We start from the raw sequence: 18,751 nt of genomic DNA, 5'->3' as shown, positions 1-18,751 counted from the left end.
CGCCTCACTCCGTTGAGACCGGCTTGGCGCGGTTCTCCAAAGCGGCTTGCATGGTATGCCAGGCCAGCGTTGCGCACTTCACGCGTGCCGGGAACTCGCGCACCCCGGCCAGGACCTCCAGCTTGCCCAGCGGCACGCCGGCTTCCCCCGGCTCCCCGGTCACCAGCGCGTGGAAGCCGGAGAACAAGGCCCGCGCTTGTGCCTCGGTCTTGCCCTTGAGCGCTTCTGTCATCAGCGAGGCTGAGGCGGTGGAGATGGCGCAGCCCGAGCCATCGAAGCTGGCGTCCTCGATCACCCCATCGCTGATTCTCAGGTATAGCGTCAGCCGGTCGCCGCACAGCGGGTTGAAGCCCTCGGCGCTGCGGTTCGCTGCCGCCAGCCGCCCGAAATTGCGCGGCGAGCGACTGTGGTCGACGACCACTTCCTGGTAGAGGTTGCGCAGGTCAGACATCAGGCGAATACCTCCTGTGCCGCGCGCACTGCAGCAAACAGTGCATCCACTTCTTCACGTATGTTGTACAGCGCGAAGGAAGCGCGCACCGTGGCAGGCACGCCGAAGCGTTCCATCACGGGCATAGCGCAATGGTGGCCGGCACGGACCGCCACGCCGTGCTGATCGAGGATGGTGCCGACATCGTGGGGATGGATGCCGTCCAGGGTGAACGAGAGGATGCACGCCTTGTCGGCAGCCGTGCCAATCATGCGCAGGCCGGCGATCTGCGCTGCCTGCGCGCTGGCGTAGGCGAGCAGCGCGTGCTCGTGGGCGGCGATGGCCTCCAGGCCAAGCGCGCGCACATACTCGATGGCGGCGCCAAGGGCGATGACGCCGGCGATATTGGGCGTGCCGGCCTCGAACTTGTAGGGAAGCTCATTGTATGTGGTCCTGCGGAACGTGACCTCGCGAATCATGTCCCCGCCACCCTGGTAAGGCGGCATGGCATCGAGCAGCGCAGCCTTGCCGTAGAGCACGCCGACGCCGGTGGGGCCGTAGAGCTTGTGCCCAGAGAAGGCGTAGAAATCGCAATCGAGGGCCTGTACGTCGACCTTGAGGTGCGGCACAGCCTGGGCGCCATCAATCAGCACCGGGATACCCCGGGCATGCGCCAGCTCGATGATGTGTCGCACCGGGTTGACCGTGCCGAGCGCGTTGGAGAGGTGCGTCAGCGCGACCAGCCTGGTGCGCTGGCCGAGCAATCGCGCGAATTGTTCCAGCATCAGCTCGCCGGCATCGTTGATCGGCGCCACCTGCAGCGAGGCGCCGGTGCGCTGGCACGCCAGTTGCCACGGCACGATATTGGAGTGGTGCTCCATCGCGCTGATCAGGATCTCGTCGCCCGGGCGCAGGCGCTGGCCGAAGCTTGCCGCCACCAGGTTGATCGCCTCGGTGGTGCCGCGCACGAACACGATTTCCTCGCGCCCGGCCGCGTTGATCAAGTCTCGCACCGCCTCGCGCGCGGCCTCGTAGGCATCGGTGGCGCGCTGGCTCAGGGTGTGCACGCCGCGATGGATGTTCGCGTTAAGCGCGCTGTAGTAATGCGCTTCGCAATCGATCACGCTTTGCGGCTTCTGGGTGGTGGCGGCATTGTCCAGATAGACCAGCGGCTTGCCGTTGACGGTCTGGCGCAGGATGGGGAAATCCTGCCGCAGTCGCTCCACCTCCAGGCGGGCGACCGGCACCGCGCGCTCCACGGCCATCCGTTCATGCGCTGCCGTGTTCATGGCAGCTCCTTCACAGGCTCAGACAGCCGGCCGCGCAAGAGCGTTTCCAGCCGCGTGCGCAATGGGGCAGGACCGAGCCGCTTGACGACCTCCTCGGCGAAGGCAAAGGTCAGCAGGGCACGTGCCGCGGCATCGTGCATCCCACGCGAGCGCAAATAGTAGATCTGCTCGACATCGAGCTGGCCTACGGTGGCGCCGTGGCTGCATTTGACGTCGTCGGCATAGATCTCCAGTTGCGGCTTGGTGTCCACCTCGGCGTGGTCGGACAGCAGCAGGTTGCGGTTGGACTGGTGCGCATCGCTGTGCTGGGCATGGGCATGCACCACCACCTTGCCGTTGAAGACGGCGCGCGAGGCGCCTGCCAGCACGCCTTTATACAACTCGCGACTCTTGCTGTGCGGGCTGGCATGGTCGATGCGGGTGTGGTGGTCGATATGCTGCCGCCCGCCGGGCATATACAGCCCGTCCAGCGAACACTCGGTATGCTCGGCATTCAGCCCGACTTCGATGTCGACCCGCGCCAGGGCGCTGCCCAGGGCAAAGGAACTGGAAGCGGAGCGGCTACCATGCCGCTGGTCCAGATTCACGCTGGCGATATGGAAGGCTTTGAGGCTCTCCTGCTGCAGCTTGTGATGTTCAACCTGCGCATCACGCTCGGCAACGATGTCAGTGATGGTATTGGTGCAATAGCCCAGGCCATCCAGGCCCGCGTGGTGCTCCACGATACAGACTCGGCTGCCGGCTTGCGCCACCACGAGGTTGCGCGCATGGGTTGCCAGTTCGCCAGCCGTGGCGAGGAACAGCAAGTGGATCGGCTGTTCGGGGACGGTGCCCGCCGCCACGCGGATATAGGCACCGTCGGTCATGAACATCATGTTCAAGGCGGCGAAACCGGACGGGTAGTCGCTTGCGCGGCGCAAGAGCAGCGCTTCCAGGCAGTCCGGTGCGCGCTCCAGCGTGGTGGCGAGGCCGGCGAGCACCATGCCCGCAGGCAGGGCACCGATGCGCGACCATTGCGGCTGGTGCGCGCCATTGACGAATACCAGCAGGTGCGCGCCGGTCAGGGCGAGCGCCTCGATCCGCGCTGCCACCGGAGCGTCTAGGCCGTCGCCGGCCTGCGGCAGTGCCACGGCAAAGCGGCTTCTCTCGAGTGCGGCCACGCTGGTGTATTTCCAGTCCTCCTGGCGCAGCGTGGGGAACCCGGCCTGGGCGAAATGATCCAGCGCCTGCCGGCGCGCGTGCGTGAGCCAGCCCAGGCGGCGGCCGGGCAGTGCGGCCTCGACGCGGTCGAACTCGGCGAGATAGTGTTCCAGTCCGCTTGCGCTCATGTCGAAGACTCCATCCCGGTGACGGCCTGCGCCTCCACCCCGGCATAGCCGCGCCGCTCCAGTTCGCGCGCCAGCTCTGGCCCGCCGGACTTGGCGATGCGGCCGTGCGCAAGCACATGAACCTGATCCGGCACGATGTAATCGAGCAGGCGCTGGTAGTGCGTGACCAGCACAATGGCGCGTTGCGGGCTGCGCATGGCCTCGATGCCCCTGGCGACGATCTTGAGCGCATCGATGTCGAGGCCGGAATCGGTCTCGTCGAGAATGGCGAGCCGGGGTTCCAGCACCGCCATCTGCAGGATCTCGTTGCGTTTCTTCTCGCCGCCGGAGAAGCCCTCGTTCACCGAGCGGTAAAGCAGGTCCTGGTCCATCTCCATGAGCTGGAGCTTGTCCTTGACCAGGGCGAGAAAATCCATGGCGTCCAGCTCCGGCTCGCCGCGGTGCTTGCGGATCGCGTTGAGCCCCGCCTTGAGCAGGTAGATATTCGAGACGCCGGGGATTTCCACCGGATACTGGAAGGCGAGGAAGATGCCCGCGCGGGCGCGCTCTTCCGGCGGCATGCCAAGCAGGTTCGTGCCGTCGTAGAGGACTTCACCCGCAGTCACGGTGAAGCGGTCGCGGCCGGCCAGTACGTGGGCGAGGGTGCTCTTGCCCGAACCGTTGGGGCCCATGATGGCGTGCACCTCGCCGGCCTTCACGCTGAGGTCGATGCCGTGCAGGATGGGCTTGTCGTCTACGCTGACGTGCAGCTTGCGAATCTCAAGCATGGCTGGCCTCTTTCTCCAATGCCTCCAATGCCGCCCTGATGCGGCGCGCCCCGTGCGCGCCCCCCTTACCCGATACTGCCTTCCAGGCTCACGCCCAGCAGCTTTTGGGCTTCCACCGCGAATTCCATCGGCAGCTCCTTGAATACTTCCTTGCAAAAACCGTTCACGATCATCGAAACCGCATCCTCTGCGCTGACACCGCGGCTCTGGCAATAGAACAACTGGTCCTCGCCGATGCGCGAGGTGGAGGCCTCGTGCTCGACCTGGCCGGTGGCGTTCTTCACCTCGATATATGGGAAGGTGTGGGCGGCGCATTTGTCGCCCAGCAGCAGGGAATCACACTGCGAGTAGTTGCGCGCGCCGATTGCGCTCTTGGCCATCTTCACCAGCCCGCGGTAGGCATTCTGGCCGTGACCGGCCGAGATGCCCTTGGAAAGGATGGTGCTCTTGGTGTTCCGGCCAAGGTGGGTCATCTTGGTACCGGTGTCGGCCTGCTGGTAGTGGTTGGTCAGCGCGACCGAATAGAACTCGCCGACCGAGTCGTCGCCCTGCAGGATCACGCTTGGATACTTCCAGGTGATGGCGGAACCGGTCTCCACCTGGGTCCACGAAATCTTCGAGCGCGCGCCGCGGCAGTCGCCGCGCTTGGTGACGAAGTTGTAGATGCCGCCCTTGCCTTCCTTATCGCCCGGATACCAGTTCTGCACGGTCGAGTATTTGATCTGTGCATCTTCCAGCGCGATCAGCTCCACCACCGCGGCATGCAGCTGGTTCTCGTCGCGCATCGGCGCGGTGCAACCCTCCAGGTAGCTGACGTAAGCGCCTTGGTCGGCGATGATCAGGGTGCGCTCGAACTGGCCGGTGTTGCGGGCATTGATGCGGAAGTAGGTCGACAGCTCCATCGGGCAGCGTACCCCGGGCGGGATATAGCAGAACGAGCCGTCGCTGAACACGGCGGAGTTGAGCGTGGCGAAGAAATTGTCGGTGTAGGGCACGACCGTGCCGAGATACTGCTGCACCAGCGCCGGATTCTCCCGCACCGCCTCGGAAAACGAGCAGAAGATGATGCCGAGTTCGCCCAGTTTCTGCTTGAAGGTGGTGGCCACCGAGACGCTGTCGAATACGGCGTCCACGGCGACGCCTGCCAGCAGTTCACGCTCGTGCAGTGGCACGCCCAGCTTTTCGTAGGTGCGCAACAACTCCGGATCGACCTCGCTCAGCGTCTTCGGTCCCGCCTTCTGGGAGCGCGGCGCTGAATAGTAGGCGATCGCCTGGTAGTCGATGGGCGGGTGCTTGACCGTCGCCCAGTGCGGCTCGGACATCGTTAGCCAGTGGCGGTAGGCCTTGAGACGCCACTCCCGCATGAATTCCGGCTCGCCCTTGATGGCCGAGATCATGCGGATCACGTCCTCATTCAGCCCGCACGGCACCGTGTCCGTCTCCACGGGCGTGTAGAAGCCATGCTTATAGCCTTGGCTGATCAGTTCGTCGAGCTTGCGTGCCGGGGTTGCCATGTTCTGCCTTCGCTTGCCACTGTCATCTAAATCACGAAATGTCAGCTTGCGTGTCAGCTTGCGGCCCGTGTGCGCGTCGGGCGTGCAAGGCGCCAATATCCACCGGGTGCAACACCGGTTGCGCCATATCTGCAAGTGTCACACCGTTAAGCGCCCTAAAGATCACTCTACTGATCGATTGCCAGTTGGCGCGGATGGCGCACAGACCTTCCTGTGCACACAGGCCGGCAGCGACGCAGCACTCGGTCATGCCGGCCGGGCCTTCCATGACGTCAATCACCTGTGCGATCGAGATCTGTTCCGGCGGTCGTGCCAGCAGATAGCCGCCATTGGCGCCGCGCAACGACTGCAGCAAGTGGTGCCTTGCCAGCGTCTTCAGAATCTTGCTTGCCGTCGGTACCGCCACGCCGATCGCGGCGGCGACCTCGGCGGCACTGTAAATTCGGCCTGGGTTTCGCGCCAAGTGCGTCATGATCACCGTGCCGTAGTCGGTCAGCTTGCTTAGTCTGAGCATTGTCGCCACCAGTATTTACCAATTAGAACCAATTTGGTCCTCATTTGTTCCAGCATCCCTGTTTCGCGTCAGGCCAGGATGCGGAGGAATCCGCTATCACCAGGCCGCCGTCGGGAGGTGTATAGATGATTAGCTGCACTTTTGAGGGACATGCGAACGCCGAGACTTTTCAGGGGACTCTGGAACGACTTCATCGCGTCCCTCTAGCAACGTGCGTGGGCGTGCGATGTGGGCAAGTCTTTAACGCAGCGAGAGCTGGCCCGCCTCACCCCGGCGGCGAGGAGATTCAGGCATGGTCAACCAACCTATTACCGTCGTCACTGGCGCGAGCCGCGGCTTGGGCCGCGCAGCCGCGCGCCGGCTGGCTACCGTGGAAGGCCATCTGGTCGTCGCCACGGCGCGCAAGCCGACGGACCTCGAGGTGCTGGAGACAGAGCTCCGGCTTGCGGGTCATGCGATCGCTTACCACCCCCTTGACGTCACGGAGGACAGCTCGGCAGCTGCGCTGGCCAACTGGCTGACCGAACGCTTCGGTCGCGTGGATGTGCTGATCAACAACGCGGGTGTTTCGCTCGACCACTACGACACCAGGCTGCTCGACCTGCCGCTCGAGACCCTGCGCCGCACCCTGGAAACCAATCTTTTCGGCGTGCTGCGGACCACCCAGGCGTTGGCGCCGCTGCTGCGCGCCAACCGCGCCGGCCGGGTGGTCAACCTGGCTTCGGGCATGGGACAGCTGGCGGAGATGGGCAGCGGCGTGCCGGCCTACCGAATCTCGAAAACGGCGCTAAATGCCGTCACGCGCATCCTGGCCGCCGAGATGGCCGATAGCGGCGTCAAGGTCAACTCGGTGTGTCCCGGCTGGTGTCGCACCGACTTGGGCGGCCCCGATGCGCCGCGCTCCCCCGAACAGGGCATCGACACCGTGATCTGGCTGGCAACGCTGCCCGACGATGGCCCCACCGGTGGCTTTTTCCGCAATCGCCAGCCGATTCCATGGTAGCCAGGCGCTCAACGCCCGGTGAAAGCCGTCAACACCCGGTGTAGCCGTATGGGTGGTCCCGCGCGATCTCGCCGCGGCGAAAAATCCCGCCAGCGGCAGGTCGCCAAGCGCATTTCGTACCGTCTGCAGCTCCACGTGCAGCGCGCCGAAATGCGGCCCGCCCCGGCCCGAGCTGCTGATGTAGCGCGCGCCGGCGGCCTGGCCGGCCGCGCGGCTCTCGAGCTCGGCGCGGATCTCGGTGGCAATGCGCACCAGGTCCGGCCGCGCCGCGGCGGGATTGCGCGTGCAAAAGGCCTGCCGCACGCCCTGGCGCCCCAGGCGGCTCGCCATCTGGCCGAACTGGGCTCGTGTACAGCGGTTACCGGCATCGCTGCATGACCTGTGCCTGCAGCGGCAGAACTGCCGTCGGCAAGCAGCGCCGAAACGGTTGAATTGGCGGAAAGCGCTTTATCAGAGGTGTGCTATCGCCCGCATTCCTCCGAAGACGAGGCGTCCACAGCGCTGCTTCTTTCGAAGTTCCCCCTTTGCGACGTGATTTGCCGCGTCTGAAGTCCGTGAGACGGGGGCATTTTCCCGGCGTTGAGCCACCCTATGTCGAGCCGGCATTCAACTGACTTCCGGTGGCGTGCCGCGCTGCCTTTCCTTCCCGCATCGCGAAAACCCACGTCGGAATAGATTGCATAGCTATTCGCCGACTTCATTGATCAGCGGAGATCATGTGAGGAGCCGCAAAAACCAAACCACCCGCAATGCTAGCCACCAGCATTACGGCCAGGATCGATAGAACACGTACATCGAATTTTCCGTCTTGATAGAGAGACAATCGCTAGTGCAGGAAGTTCACCATGTCAAGGACCACCCTCACCATCAGCAGCAGAAACTATGGCGCCTGGTCACTGCGCGGTTGGCTGCTGGTAAAGTTCAGCGGGCTCGAATTCGACGAGATTTTCGTGCCGCCCGCGGACCCGAGCGCCCGCGCGGAACTCTTGCTGCTCTCGCCTTCGATCCTGGTTCCCTGCCTCGAGCATGAAGGCATCAGGATCTGGGATACCCTCGCGATCGCCGAGTACCTGAACGAAGCGCGGCCAGACGCCGGTCTGCTGCCCACCGACCGCGTCGCCCGGGCGCACTGTCGGTCGATTCGCGGCGAAATGCATTCTGGCTTTAGCGCGCTCCGCTCGGCGCTGCCAATGAACCTGCGGGCCCATCGTCCCGGCTTCAAGGTCTGGTCGCGCGCGCAAGGCGACATCGACCGGATCACGACCATCTGGCGCGAATGCCTGACGACCTACGGCGGCCCCTATTTGTTCGGTGCACGCTCCATGGCTGATGCCATGTACGCGCCGGTCGTGACCCGCTTTCTCACCTATGACGTGCAGCTCGATGAGGTACTGGCCGCCTATTGTCGGACGATCATGGCCAGCCGGGGATGCAGGAGTGGATCGAAGCCGCCCGGCAACCCAACGAGATCGCCGAACTCGATGTCGAGTTCGGAGTCGGGCAATTGGATTGCGATCAACCCCGCGCGCGGCAGCCGTCGATAGTCGTGATGTCTGCGCGGCAGGCCCGTGCAACGACTCCACATGACGCCGCCATCGTGCGCGGAGACGTGCGACGCACCGGCCATGCGAGCCCCATTGCATTCGGGTACCAGGCGTTACTAGCCTAGTCAGTTCAGAAGCGTCGACCACATTGCCTTCACAGAAGCTTCATGTCACACCTTGATCAATCGACGTTCGCGGTATTGAATTGATTCTCCCGGCGCTGCGGCGCAGGCACGCTGGGCAGCAGGAACATCGCCGTCTTCGCCGCCTGAATCGAGCTCCGCTGCGACGGCTATCATTGCAACTTCCCAGCAGTCCAAACCGATAAATCCAGGAGACAAGGATGCTGAGTCCTCATGAAGTGGCCACCCTCTTACTCGTCAAGGATGCACCGGATCACGCTGAGCTGGACCGCGCGGACGTGGACGCCCTCCTCGAACGCGAACTGGTGCAGCTGGAAAGGCTTGACTCGGGCCATCGACGCCCATGCATCACCGCCAGAGGCGGCGCCCTCCTCAACGCCATTGCGCGCATCCGCTAACTAGCCCATTCCGACATCCCACCGCACGCCGCATCGTTCGATTCCGCGCAAGCGTGCCCTGGTCGATTCTGAGGAGACGCATGATGACTCCGTGGTCCGCTGAGCAAATCACCGCAGTGCAACAAGCCAATCTGGCCATCATGTTTGGCCTGACCAACAAGGCCCTCGAAGGCTTCGAAAGGCTGATCCAGTTGAACTTGCAGGCAATGAAGTCGACGCTGGCAGAAACGCGGGAGACCGCGCAGAAGGCGCTCGGCGCCGAAAACCAGCAGGAGTTCCAAGCCTTGCAGGCCAGCATGCTCCCGCAGATCGGAGAGAAGGCGCTGTCGTACCAGCGCCAGCTCGTTGAGATCGGAACGGCCACCCAAACCGAATTCGCCAAGGTCGCCGAAGCGCAATATGAAGCGCACAACCGCCGGATGCAGGAGCTAATCGACAATCTGGCGAACAGCACGTCGGCGGATTCGGAAACCGCGCTGGGGGCATTGACCTCGGTGATGACCGCCACTAACAAGTTCTGTGAAGCGATGTTCCAGACCACAAAGCAGGCGGTCGAGGTCGCCGAACAGAACGTCAGCGCGGCGAGTAACACGGCGTCAAAGGCTGCCAAGCAGGCGGTCGAGCACTGACACGTGGTAGTCGTGCATGGGCCACGTGGTATTTGCTATGCTGGCAAATGGACGGTCTGTCTGCGTGCGATCCCCAGGATGTTATTCAGGAGGCCAACCATGGAAGAGCTGACAAAGGAGGAGTTGGCGACGTTGGCGGCACAAATGGACGCTGAGGAGTCGCGTATCCGTGCCGTCGCCGGAACCGCCGATTCGCCTGTCGTGCCGCCAACGCAACGTGAACACCGGGATGAAGGTGAACTGGCGGACGAAAAGACCGTGCAGCGCCAGGGCGACGCGATGCTGGAACACTATCGCATGCAACTGGCCGACATTGACGCGGCCCGGTCACGGATGAGAAGCGGCCAGTACGGCGTCTGTGTCGACTGCCAGCAGGCCATTCCTTTCTCCCGCTTGCAGGCGTACCCAACCGCCATACGCTGCACGGCATGTCAGAGTCGCCACGAACACCTCTATTCACGCCAGGCGCAGGATACGCCCCGACCGGCTTCCGCAGACCTGTCGTCGCGTAGCTGACTCACTCGTTCCTGAGATCAATGCCGAAGCCGCCAGCCAGCTCGCAATCGATGATCCCGGCAGCGTAGGCAAAAAGCCAGTCCTCTGTCTCCTGCAGCGTTGCGGGCGGGTGGGGCCAGTCCGGCGTAAAACGGATGCCCATGTCCTCATTGCGCGCGGAGATTTGGACGCGCCCGTTTGGCGTGCCCTGCTCAATCACCTCCGGCACGAACAGCGCAACGTGGAATCCCTTGTAAGACCGTTTTCTTTCCAGCATTTCAGTCTCCGGCAATAAACACAGGTCCGTGGCGCTGCCCCTAGGAGACCGCGCCAAAATGGGGGCTGACTAAGCGGCAGGGCGGTGGTCTTCTTCTCCGGCGATGGAGGGATACCATCGTTCAACGTGCGGTCGGAGCTGGTCATTGAGCACGGCCGTCCGGATTTGTAGCAGGTCGTGCGCGTGACGCGGCCGCCAGGGCATCTGTTGCCGTTTAGCGAACCGCTTGCTGATTACCTGGTTGACGGCCGACTCGACGAAACCCGATGCAATGGGCTCCCCGTGGCGATAGCGATCACCGTAATTCACGATGAAGCCCCGGTTGTTGTCCAGATAGACGATGAACTCCTCAAGTCTGTCATGGAGCTTGGCCTCTTCGGAGCTGGCCTCAGCGTCAAGATCCCAGCCGAGGCTTTTCAGTCGGCGCAACGCTGGACTTCCCGACGATCACTTCAAACCAGCCGTCCTGGCGACGCCTGTGCCCCGCCAGCCGAAGGGTAGCCGCCGTCAATGCCGACCGCGCGCACCGGACTGGGTTCCGGGATGTCGGGAGAACGAATGCTCGCCGCCATCTCCACCTGCTGCCAGGAATCGGTGGCCTGTTCAGCTTCCAGCCGGCGGCCGAGCTCGGTGACCTGGCGCCGGATCGTGGATAGGGGCAGCCATGCCACAGGTGCCACTTGGCACCACGCAGCGCCTTAATCAAGGTCGCGTTGCTCGGGCCGTCACTGTGTGACGGCCGGCCCTTGATCATCTGTTCGAGGTTCTGTACCCGCATGGCGATGTGGAACCAATCGAGGACGCACTCACCGCGATCACCAAATCCGAACTGGGCAGACCGTACGGTCTCTCCGCCGTCCGAGAGAAAGGTGACCGGTTGAGCGGGTTGCACACCTTCTCGCCAGCGGAAGTTCAGCATGCGATCAACTGGCCGCTGTTCCAGCTTGTGCACGTAGGCAAAGCTGTGGCCGGCATCCTGATCCCGCATCGAGCTGGCCGCCAGCACATGATCGAGCGGTAACACCTCCTGCAGGACGTTGACGGTCAGGCCATAGGACATCAGCGCTGCAAACTTGACCTCAAGATACTGTAGTTCTGGACTGACCCGCTCAAGCAAGCCGCTGGCGACCGGACTGAAGGCGGGGGCGTTGCCCGTGCATTGCCGACAAGGATACAGCCTGGGACTGTCAATCGACATCCGTCCAAACGGCGAGCGGAAGACAAGCCGATGGTGACCCTTGCAGGCCAGCGGCGCACCGCATGTGGGGCAAACGCTGGTCCGGGCAACCGCCTCGGCAACCTGTGCCGCGACCATCGTGCGCTGCAGCTGACCCAGCAATGATTTCGCCTCCTCCAAATGCAGCCCCAGTGATCCGGCATCAAAGCCTTTTCGTTCGAACTGGGCGATCTCCGTGACGGTGGCGGGCACTTCCCCATCATTTTGCACTACGACTTGCAAGCTGATTCGCATGGCCGCCCTCTTCCCGTGGACAATCTGCGGCGACCAGTCTACATCTGGAGCTGTCGCAACTGATCATTGACGATCCGACGGTCGAAGCGACGGTCCAGCCAAGTCAGCCACTGGTCGACCTCATCGCGTAGCTCGTCCAGCTCGAGGGGGCGCTCGCGTAGGGATTCGAGCCAATCCAGGAGCTCCCATTCGCTCCATTTTTCTCTAACCTCCAGGTATCTTTCCACCCCGCCGATGTCCTCCGGCGGACAAGCCCCGCACCCAGCCACGCAACGTGGCAACAGCTCAGTATCCTGCCTCAGCGCGCGCCGCTCGACGCGTATATCGTGCCGCCACCACGCATTGAAGTCGTACACGTAGAAAAAGGCCTCGTGTTCGCGCAAAGCGAATGCGCTCAGCGTCAGCGCGGTTGCCGCCGTGGAAAATTGCAGAGCGCCCTCGCGGGCTTCGCCGTATCGCTGGCCACGAATGATGAACTGGTGCAGATGATCGTCCGTCCAGCCCATGACCATCTGGATGACTTCGTGTAATTGCCCGAGCGTCATGTTCTCGGGAATGAGCACACGTCGCCAAACCGGCGGGCTCAAGCCGCGCAGCGTAATTCGGAGTTGAAGGACGAAGGTCGCAGGCGAAGGTCGGAAGCCATCCGCACATTCTAGGTGGCTCATTGGCCTCACAACGGGAGTCAGGGAGTTCGCCCCCGCTTTGGCGCGCTCTCCTCAAAGGCCGCAGGCGTTCCGACGTTGCTGATAAAGCATTCCTCGTTCGGTCCGGCGCGTGTGCCAACGGGATCTGGTAGTTGTCGCGGAAGCGACGGTCAGGCGGGTGGGCGTGACGCCGTCGCGTTCCACAGCGCGTGCCCCAAGCCATGCCCCTGTCAACCACGCCGGAACCCGCTGCGAACCCACAGTTTTGTACCGTTACGCATCAAGCGCACTGGACAATGCGTGCCCTGACAGAAATGGGGTTCACACGCTGTAGGATAGATACTCTAGCAAGCTCAGGCTCTACTATCACGTTTGGAGAACCACGATGGCAAAGCTAGTGGTGCTATACAAGAAGCCTGCGGACACGGCAGCCTTCGATTCATATTACTTCTCGACCCATGTTCCGATCGCGAAGAAGATCCCCGGCCTGCGACGCTACGAGGTCAGCAGCGGCCCGGTTGCGAGCCCGGGCGGCAATTCGCCGTTTCACCTGGTTGCGGTGCTGAGCTTCGATTCGCTGGTGGCGCTCCAGCAGGCAATGGCTTCGCCTGAGGGTGCCGCAGCAGCAGCTGATGTGGCCAATTTTGCCCAGGCCGGCGTTGACATGCTCATATTCGACACGAAGGAAGTTTAGGCCGGCGGTTCGCGGCCCATTTTCTTTGAGAAGGGGATATGCCCGCTAGCACAAGGGCCATGGCAGGCGCCCGGGAGTTGTCGCCACATCGATTGCCGACAGGGATACAGCCTGGGACTGTCAATCGACAGTCCCCCGAACGCTGTGCGAAAGACCAGCCGATGGTGACCCTTGCAGGCTAGCGGCGAACCGCAGGTGGCGCAAACGCTGGTTCTGGTAACCGCCTCGGCAACCTGTGGCGCGATCATCGCGCGCTGCAGTCTGCTTAGCAGCGATTTCGCCTCTTCCAAATGCAGCCCCGGTGATCCGGCGTCAAGCCTTTTTCGTTCGAACAGGGCGACCTCGGTAAACGGTGGCTGACACGCCCTCTTCGTCCTGCACGACGACCTGCAAGCTGATTCGCATGGCCACCCTCCTCCCCCTGAACAAGTGGGTAAATACAAGGGGGAGCGGACGCTTACGCGGTTGTTTGCCTTGGAGCTTGCCCACAGCGACGTTCTGATCGCAGGCGAATAGACACGTCCGCATTTTGAATCGCCAAAGACAAAACCCCTCGCAGCACACGCTGTCGAGGGGTTTTGGGGATAAGAGCCTGGCGATGACCTACTTTCACACGGGTAATCCGCACTATCATCGGCGCGGAGTCGTTTCACGGACCTGTTCGGGATGGGAAGGGGTGGTTCCAACTCGCTATGGTCACCAGGCATAAGGGGTTGTGGCGCTGGGGTTGAGGCCAGCGTCACGAATAGGGATGTAGTTGGGGGTTGTGCGTATCTGGCACAGACACGATCACACACACCAGGTAAAACACACTGGTTATAGGATCAAGCCTTACGGGCAATTAGTACTGGTTAGCTTAACGCATTACTGCGCTTCCACACCCAGCCTATCAACGTCCTGGTCTCGAACGACCCTTCAAGGAGGTCAAGCCTCCAGGGAATCCTCATCTTCAGGCGAGTTTCCCGCTTAGATGCTTTCAGCGGTTATCTCTTCCGTACATAGCTACCCTGCGATGCCTCTGGCGAGACAACAGGTACACCAGCGGTACGTCCACTCCGGTCCTCTCGTACTAGGAGCAGCCCCCGTCAAGATTCCAACGCCCACGGCAGATAGGGACCAAACTGTCTCACGACGTTTTAAACCCAGCTCACGTACCTCTTTAAATGGCGAACAGCCATACCCTTGGGACCGGCTACAGCCCCAGGATGAGATGAGCCGACATCGAGGTGCCAAACACCGCCGTCGATATGAACTCTTGGGCGGTATCAGCCTGTTATCCCCAGAGTACCTTTTATCCGTTGAGCGATGGCCCTTCCATTCAGAACCACCGGATCACTATGTCCTGCTTTCGCACCTGCTCGACTTGTCGGTCTCGCAGTTAAGCACGCTTTTGCCATTGCACTTTAGGTACGATGTCCGACCGTACCAAGCGTACCTTCGAACTCCTCCGTTACACTTTGGGAGGAGACCGCCCCAGTCAAACTGCCTACCATGCACTGTCCCCGACCCGGATTCACGGGTCAAGGTTAGAACCTCAAACAAACCAGGGTGGTATTTCAAGGACGGCTCCACGTGAACTAGCGTCCACGCTTCAAAGCCTCCCACCTATCCTACACAGATCGGTTCAAAGTCCAATGCAAAGCTACAGTAAAGGTTCATGGGGTCTTTCCGTCTAGCCGCGGGGAGATTGCATCATCACAAACACTTCAACTTCGCTGAGTCTCGGGAGGAGACAGTGTGGCCATCGTTACGCCATTCGTGCAGGTCGGAACTTACCCGACAAGGAATTTCGCTACCTTAGGACCGTTATAGTTACGGCCGCCGTTTACCGGGACTTCAATCAAGAGCTTGCACCCCATCATTTAATCTTCCGGCACCGGGCAGGCGTCACACCCTATACGTCCACTTTCGTGTTTGCAGAGTGCTGTGTTTTTATTAAACAGTCGCAGCCACCATTTTATTGCAACCCCGTCACCCTTCTGGCGCAGGCCAGTCAAGCTACCAGGGCGTACCTTATCCCGAAGTTACGGTACCAATTTGCCGAGTTCCTTCTCCCGAGTTCTCTCAAGCGCCTTAGAATACTCATCTCGCCCACCTGTGTCGGTTTGCGGTACGGTCTCGTATGACTGAAGCTTAGAGGCTTTTCTTGGAACCACTTCCAATTGCTTCGCAGCACTAGGCCGCTCGCCCCACATCCTTGAATTCCGCGCCCGGATTTGCCTAAGCGCCTTCTCCAATGCAGGGACCGGGACTTCCAACACCCGGACAACCTTCCGCGATCCGTCCCCCCATCGCATCATACGACGGTGCAGGAATATTAACCTGCTTCCCATCAGCTACGCATCTCTGCCTCGCCTTAGGGGCCGACTCACCCTACGCCGATGAACGTTGCGTAGGAAACCTTGGGCTTACGGCGAGGGGGCCTTTCACCCCCTTTATCGCTACTCATGTCAGCATTCGCACTTCTGATACCTCCAGCATCCTTTACAAGACACCTTCACAGGCTTACAGAACGCTCTCCTACCACGCGCTTGCGCGCGTCCGCAGCTTCGGTATATGGCTTAGCCCCGTTACATCTTCCGCGCAGGACGACTCGATCAGTGAGCTATTACGCTTTCTTTAAAGGGTGGCTGCTTCTAAGCCAACCTCCTGACTGTTTTAGCCTTCCCACTTCGTTTCCCACTTAGCCATATTTGGGGACCTTAGCTGGCGGTCTGGGTTGTTTCCCTCTTGACACCGGACGTTAGCACCCGATGTCTGTCTCCCGTGATTGCACTCTTCGGTATTCGGAGTTTGCTATGGCGGGGTAATCAGCAATAGACCCCCCAACCATGACAGTGCTCTACCCCCGAAGGTGAGACACGAGGCACTACCTAAATAGTTTTCGGAGAGAACCAGCTATTTCCAGATTTGTTTAGCCTTTCACCCCTATCCACAGCTCATCCCCTAACTTTTCAACGTTAGTGGGTTCGGTCCTCCAGTACGTGTTACCGCACCTTCAACCTGGCCATGGATAGATCATCTGGTTTCGGGTCTACACCCAGCGACTCAACGCCCTGTTCGGACTCGCTTTCGCTACGCCTGCCCTAATCGGTTAAGCTTGCCACTGAATGTAAGTCGCTGACCCATTATACAAAAGGTACGCCGTCACCCGTTGCCAGGCTCCGACTGTTTGTATGCATGCGGTTTCAGGATCTATTTCACTCCCCTCCCGGGGTTCTTTTCGCCTTTCCCTCACGGTACTGGTTCACTATCGGTCGATCACGAGTATTTAGCCTTGGAGGATGGTCCCCCCATCTTCAGACAGGATTTCACGTGTCCCGCCCTACTTGTCGTACACCTAGTTCCACAATCGTGTTTTCGCATACAGGGCTATCACCTGCTATGGCCGGGCTTTCCATCCCGTTCTGCTAACACCACTGCTAAAGAGTACAAGGCTCTTCCCATTTCGTTCGCCACTACTTTGGGAATCTCGGTTGATTTCTGTTCCTGCAGCTACTTAGATGTTTCAGTTCGCCGCGTTCGCTTCCCACACCTATGAATTCAGTGTGGGATGACCCATACGGGCCGGGTTTCCCCATTCGGACATCTCCGGATCAAAGCTTGTTTGCCAGCTCCCCGAAGCTTTTCGCAGGCTACCGCGTCCTTCATCGCCTGTGATCGCCAAGGCATCCACCACATGCACTTGTTCGCTTGACCCTATAACGAGTGTGTCTCGATCGCTCGAAACAAGTCGCTACAGGATGAGTTCTCGCATTTGTGCCGTATTCCAAGTCATCTTTCGATCACTTAAATACATTTTGGTTGATACAATCACAACCCGGTATCGCGTTTGTACTGCAGCGTCTCATCAACGCTTGCGCGACACCTTTACTACATCCCATATTTTTAAAGAACAGCCGATCGTTGGATCGCTTGGCAATGCCAAATGGAAGCACTCGTTCGCAGAGTGCTTCCATTTGGCCAACCAGCCTGGCCTTAACCACAAACTACCGATAAGTGTGAGCGCTCAACTTCAGATGCACGCTCTGAAAGGAGGTGATCCAGCCGCACCTTCCGATACGGCTACCTTGTTACGACTTCACCCCAGTCATGAACCCTGCCGTGGTAATCGCCCTCCTTGCGGTTAGGCTAACTACTTCTGGCAAAACCCACTCCCATGGTGTGACGGGCGGTGTGTACAAGACCCGGGAACGTATTCACCGCGGCATGCTGATCCGCGATTACTAGCGATTCCAGCTTCACGTAGTCGAGTTGCAGACTACGATCCGGACTACGATGCGTTTTCTGGGATTAGCTCCCCCTCGCGGGTTGGCAACCCTCTGTACGCACCATTGTATGACGTGTGAAGCCCTACCCATAAGGGCCATGAGGACTTGACGTCATCCCCACCTTCCTCCGGTTTGTCACCGGCAGTCTCTCTAGAGTGCTCTTGCGTAGCAACTAGAGACAAGGGTTGCGCTCGTTGCGGGACTTAACCCAACATCTCACGACACGAGCTGACGACAGCCATGCAGCACCTGTGTCCACTTTCCCTTTCGGGCACCTGATGCATCTCTGCTTCGTTAGTGGCATGTCAAGGGTAGGTAAGGTTTTTCGCGTTGCATCGAATTAATCCACATCATCCACCGCTTGTGCGGGTCCCCGTCAATTCCTTTGAGTTTTAATCTTGCGACCGTACTCCCCAGGCGGTCAACTTCACGCGTTAGCTACGTTACTGAAGAAATGAATCCCCAACAACTAGTTGACATCGTTTAGGGCGTGGACTACCAGGGTATCTAATCCTGTTTGCTCCCCACGCTTTCGTGCATGAGCGTCAGTGACGTCCCAGGGGGCTGCCTTCGCCATCGGTATTCCTCCACATCTCTACGCATTTCACTGCTACACGTGGAATTCTACCCCCCTCTGACATACTCTAGCCTTGCAGTCACAAGCGCCATTCCCAAGTTAAGCTCGGGGATTTCACGCCTGTCTTACAAAACCGCCTGCGCACGCTTTACGCCCAGTAATTCCGATTAACGCTCGCACCCTACGTATTACCGCGGCTGCTGGCACGTAGTTAGCCGGTGCTTATTCTTCCGGTACCGTCATCGACCCGGGGTATTCACCCAGGCCATTTCTTTCCGGACAAAAGTGCTTTACAACCCGAAGGCCTTCTTCACACACGCGGCATTGCTGGATCAGGGTTGCCCCCATTGTCCAAAATTCCCCACTGCTGCCTCCCGTAGGAGTCTGGGCCGTGTCTCAGTCCCAGTGTGGCTGATCGTCCTCTCAGACCAGCTACTGATCGTCGCCTTGGTAGGCTCTTACCCCACCAACTAGCTAATCAGACATCGGCCGCTCCTGTAGCGCGAGGCCTTGCGGTCCCCCGCTTTCACCCTCAGGTCGTATGCGGTATTAGCTAATCTTTCGACTAGTTATCCCCCACTACAGGGCACGTTCCGATGTATTACTCACCCGTTCGCCACTCGCCACCAGGCCGAAGCCCGTGCTGCCGTTCGACTTGCATGTGTAAGGCATGCCGCCAGCGTTCAATCTGAGCCAGGATCAAACTCTTCAGTTCAATCTCTGTGTGGACCCTCACGGGTCCTCGCTCTTTCGAGCGGTC

Annotated in this window: 13 protein-coding genes, 3 rRNA genes and 4 pseudogenes; 6 read left to right on the top strand and 14 right to left on the bottom strand. The window is 60.6% G+C overall.

What is annotated here, in order from left to right; all coding sequences use genetic code 11:
- Positions 1-4: 4 nt before the first annotated feature.
- The 6 genes from sufU to K307_RS01395 all read right to left on the bottom strand — a co-directional run bounded on the left by sufU (position 5) and on the right by K307_RS01395 (position 5,842).
- Entirely contained in the window at positions 5-451 is a 447-nt protein-coding gene (sufU, locus tag K307_RS01420; protein ID WP_042875871.1) for a Fe-S cluster assembly sulfur transfer protein SufU, read from the bottom strand.
- Complete coding sequence (locus K307_RS01415; protein WP_051974560.1) at positions 451-1,719, bottom strand: SufS family cysteine desulfurase; 1,269 nt, start codon at positions 1,717-1,719, stop codon at positions 451-453. Before K307_RS01415 ends, sufU begins: the two co-directional genes overlap by 1 nt.
- Positions 1,716-3,047, bottom strand: a complete 1,332-nt coding sequence (gene sufD / locus K307_RS01410) for a Fe-S cluster assembly protein SufD (RefSeq protein WP_042875869.1) — start codon at positions 3,045-3,047, stop codon at positions 1,716-1,718. The genes K307_RS01415 and sufD overlap by 4 nt, the downstream gene beginning before the upstream one ends.
- Positions 3,044-3,814, bottom strand: a complete 771-nt coding sequence (sufC, locus tag K307_RS01405) for a Fe-S cluster assembly ATPase SufC (RefSeq protein ID WP_042875867.1) — start codon at positions 3,812-3,814, stop codon at positions 3,044-3,046. The genes sufD and sufC overlap by 4 nt, the downstream gene beginning before the upstream one ends.
- Before the next feature lie 65 nt (positions 3,815-3,879).
- Complete coding sequence (gene sufB, locus K307_RS01400; RefSeq protein WP_042875865.1) at positions 3,880-5,328, bottom strand: Fe-S cluster assembly protein SufB; 1,449 nt, start codon at positions 5,326-5,328, stop codon at positions 3,880-3,882.
- A gap of 31 nt (positions 5,329-5,359) precedes the next feature.
- The gene (locus K307_RS01395) at positions 5,360-5,842 is read right to left on the bottom strand and encodes an SUF system Fe-S cluster assembly regulator (RefSeq protein ID WP_042875863.1); all 483 of its coding nucleotides are present in this window, start codon (positions 5,840-5,842) and stop codon (positions 5,360-5,362) included.
- A 292-nt stretch (positions 5,843-6,134) separates the two neighbouring features.
- Here K307_RS01395 and K307_RS01390 point away from each other — a divergent pair, with 292 nt between their 5' ends.
- Positions 6,135-6,845, top strand: coding sequence for an SDR family oxidoreductase (locus K307_RS01390; protein WP_042875861.1), 711 nt, complete (start codon positions 6,135-6,137; stop codon positions 6,843-6,845).
- 8 nt (positions 6,846-6,853) lie between these two features.
- Here K307_RS01390 and K307_RS45120 read toward each other — a convergent pair.
- Positions 6,854-7,151 (bottom strand): annotated as a pseudogene (locus tag K307_RS45120) (FIST C-terminal domain-containing protein); the annotation flags it as partial.
- Between the two features lie 539 nt (positions 7,152-7,690).
- Between K307_RS45120 and K307_RS01380 the strand changes: the two are divergent.
- From K307_RS01380 to K307_RS01365, 4 genes and pseudogenes are all read left to right on the top strand, one after another.
- Positions 7,691-8,337: pseudogene (locus K307_RS01380) on the top strand (glutathione S-transferase family protein); the annotation flags it as partial.
- Between the two features lie 395 nt (positions 8,338-8,732).
- A complete protein-coding gene (locus tag K307_RS01375) occupies positions 8,733-8,930 on the top strand; it encodes a hypothetical protein (protein ID WP_042875858.1) in 198 nt (65 codons plus the stop codon).
- Between the two features lie 83 nt (positions 8,931-9,013).
- Positions 9,014-9,559 carry a TIGR01841 family phasin gene (gene phaP / locus K307_RS01370; RefSeq protein ID WP_042875857.1) on the top strand — a complete coding sequence of 182 codons (546 nt, stop codon included), beginning with the start codon at positions 9,014-9,016 and terminating at the stop codon, positions 9,557-9,559.
- A gap of 99 nt (positions 9,560-9,658) precedes the next feature.
- Positions 9,659-10,075 carry a TraR/DksA family transcriptional regulator gene (locus tag K307_RS01365; protein WP_042875855.1) on the top strand — a complete coding sequence of 139 codons (417 nt, stop codon included), beginning with the start codon at positions 9,659-9,661 and terminating at the stop codon, positions 10,073-10,075.
- Position 10,076: 1 nt separating this feature from the next.
- On the opposite strand, the gene K307_RS01360 is transcribed toward K307_RS01365, so the two are convergent.
- The 4 genes and pseudogenes from K307_RS01360 to K307_RS01345 form a co-directional block, all read right to left on the bottom strand.
- Positions 10,077-10,331, bottom strand: coding sequence for a hypothetical protein (locus tag K307_RS01360; protein ID WP_042875853.1), 255 nt, complete (start codon positions 10,329-10,331; stop codon positions 10,077-10,079).
- Between the two features lie 69 nt (positions 10,332-10,400).
- Positions 10,401-10,766: pseudogene (locus K307_RS01355) on the bottom strand (ISKra4 family transposase); the annotation flags it as partial.
- A gap of 217 nt (positions 10,767-10,983) precedes the next feature.
- A pseudogene (locus tag K307_RS01350) lies at positions 10,984-11,802 on the bottom strand (ISKra4 family transposase); the annotation flags it as partial.
- A 38-nt stretch (positions 11,803-11,840) separates the two neighbouring features.
- Entirely contained in the window at positions 11,841-12,470 is a 630-nt protein-coding gene (locus K307_RS01345) for a plasmid pRiA4b ORF-3 family protein (protein WP_080744815.1), read from the bottom strand.
- 364 nt (positions 12,471-12,834) lie between these two features.
- Between K307_RS01345 and K307_RS01340 the strand changes: the two genes are divergently transcribed.
- Positions 12,835-13,143 carry an EthD family reductase gene (locus tag K307_RS01340; RefSeq protein ID WP_042875851.1) on the top strand — a complete coding sequence of 103 codons (309 nt, stop codon included), beginning with the start codon at positions 12,835-12,837 and terminating at the stop codon, positions 13,141-13,143.
- Between the two features lie 590 nt (positions 13,144-13,733).
- Here the strand turns inward: K307_RS01340 and rrf are convergent.
- The 3 genes from rrf to K307_RS01320 form a co-directional block, all read right to left on the bottom strand.
- A 5S ribosomal RNA gene (rrf, locus tag K307_RS01330) occupies positions 13,734-13,847 on the bottom strand.
- A 116-nt stretch (positions 13,848-13,963) separates the two neighbouring features.
- A 23S ribosomal RNA gene (locus K307_RS01325) occupies positions 13,964-16,842 on the bottom strand.
- A 332-nt stretch (positions 16,843-17,174) separates the two neighbouring features.
- Positions 17,175-18,706: ribosomal RNA gene (locus K307_RS01320) — 16S ribosomal RNA — on the bottom strand.
- Together the 16S, 23S and 5S rRNA genes form the textbook arrangement of a ribosomal RNA operon.
- Positions 18,707-18,751 lie beyond the last annotated feature (45 nt).

Source organism: Cupriavidus necator A5-1, assembly GCF_000744095.1.
Classification (GTDB): domain Bacteria; phylum Pseudomonadota; class Gammaproteobacteria; order Burkholderiales; family Burkholderiaceae; genus Cupriavidus; species Cupriavidus necator_A.
Note: the sequence above shows the minus strand (reverse complement) of the source record. Positions and strands in the feature narration are given on the sequence as shown.

Excerpts from the sequence above, each read along its gene's own strand:
- sufU (WP_042875871.1), bottom strand. The coding sequence starts at position 451 with ATGTCTGACCTGCGCAACCTCTACCAGGAAGTGGTCGTCGACCACAGT.
- K307_RS01415 (WP_051974560.1), bottom strand. The coding sequence starts at position 1,719 with ATGAACACGGCAGCGCATGAACGGATGGCCGTGGAGCGCGCGGTGCCG.
- sufD (WP_042875869.1), bottom strand. The coding sequence starts at position 3,047 with ATGAGCGCAAGCGGACTGGAACACTATCTCGCCGAGTTCGACCGCGTC.
- sufC (WP_042875867.1), bottom strand. The coding sequence starts at position 3,814 with ATGCTTGAGATTCGCAAGCTGCACGTCAGCGTAGACGACAAGCCCATC.
- sufB (WP_042875865.1), bottom strand. The coding sequence starts at position 5,328 with ATGGCAACCCCGGCACGCAAGCTCGACGAACTGATCAGCCAAGGCTAT.
- K307_RS01395 (WP_042875863.1), bottom strand. The coding sequence starts at position 5,842 with ATGCTCAGACTAAGCAAGCTGACCGACTACGGCACGGTGATCATGACG.
- K307_RS01390 (WP_042875861.1), top strand. The coding sequence starts at position 6,135 with ATGGTCAACCAACCTATTACCGTCGTCACTGGCGCGAGCCGCGGCTTG.
- K307_RS01375 (WP_042875858.1), top strand. The coding sequence starts at position 8,733 with ATGCTGAGTCCTCATGAAGTGGCCACCCTCTTACTCGTCAAGGATGCA.
- phaP (WP_042875857.1), top strand. The coding sequence starts at position 9,014 with ATGACTCCGTGGTCCGCTGAGCAAATCACCGCAGTGCAACAAGCCAAT.
- K307_RS01365 (WP_042875855.1), top strand. The coding sequence starts at position 9,659 with ATGGAAGAGCTGACAAAGGAGGAGTTGGCGACGTTGGCGGCACAAATG.
- K307_RS01360 (WP_042875853.1), bottom strand. The coding sequence starts at position 10,331 with ATGCTGGAAAGAAAACGGTCTTACAAGGGATTCCACGTTGCGCTGTTC.
- K307_RS01345 (WP_080744815.1), bottom strand. The coding sequence starts at position 12,470 with ATGAGCCACCTAGAATGTGCGGATGGCTTCCGACCTTCGCCTGCGACC.
- K307_RS01340 (WP_042875851.1), top strand. The coding sequence starts at position 12,835 with ATGGCAAAGCTAGTGGTGCTATACAAGAAGCCTGCGGACACGGCAGCC.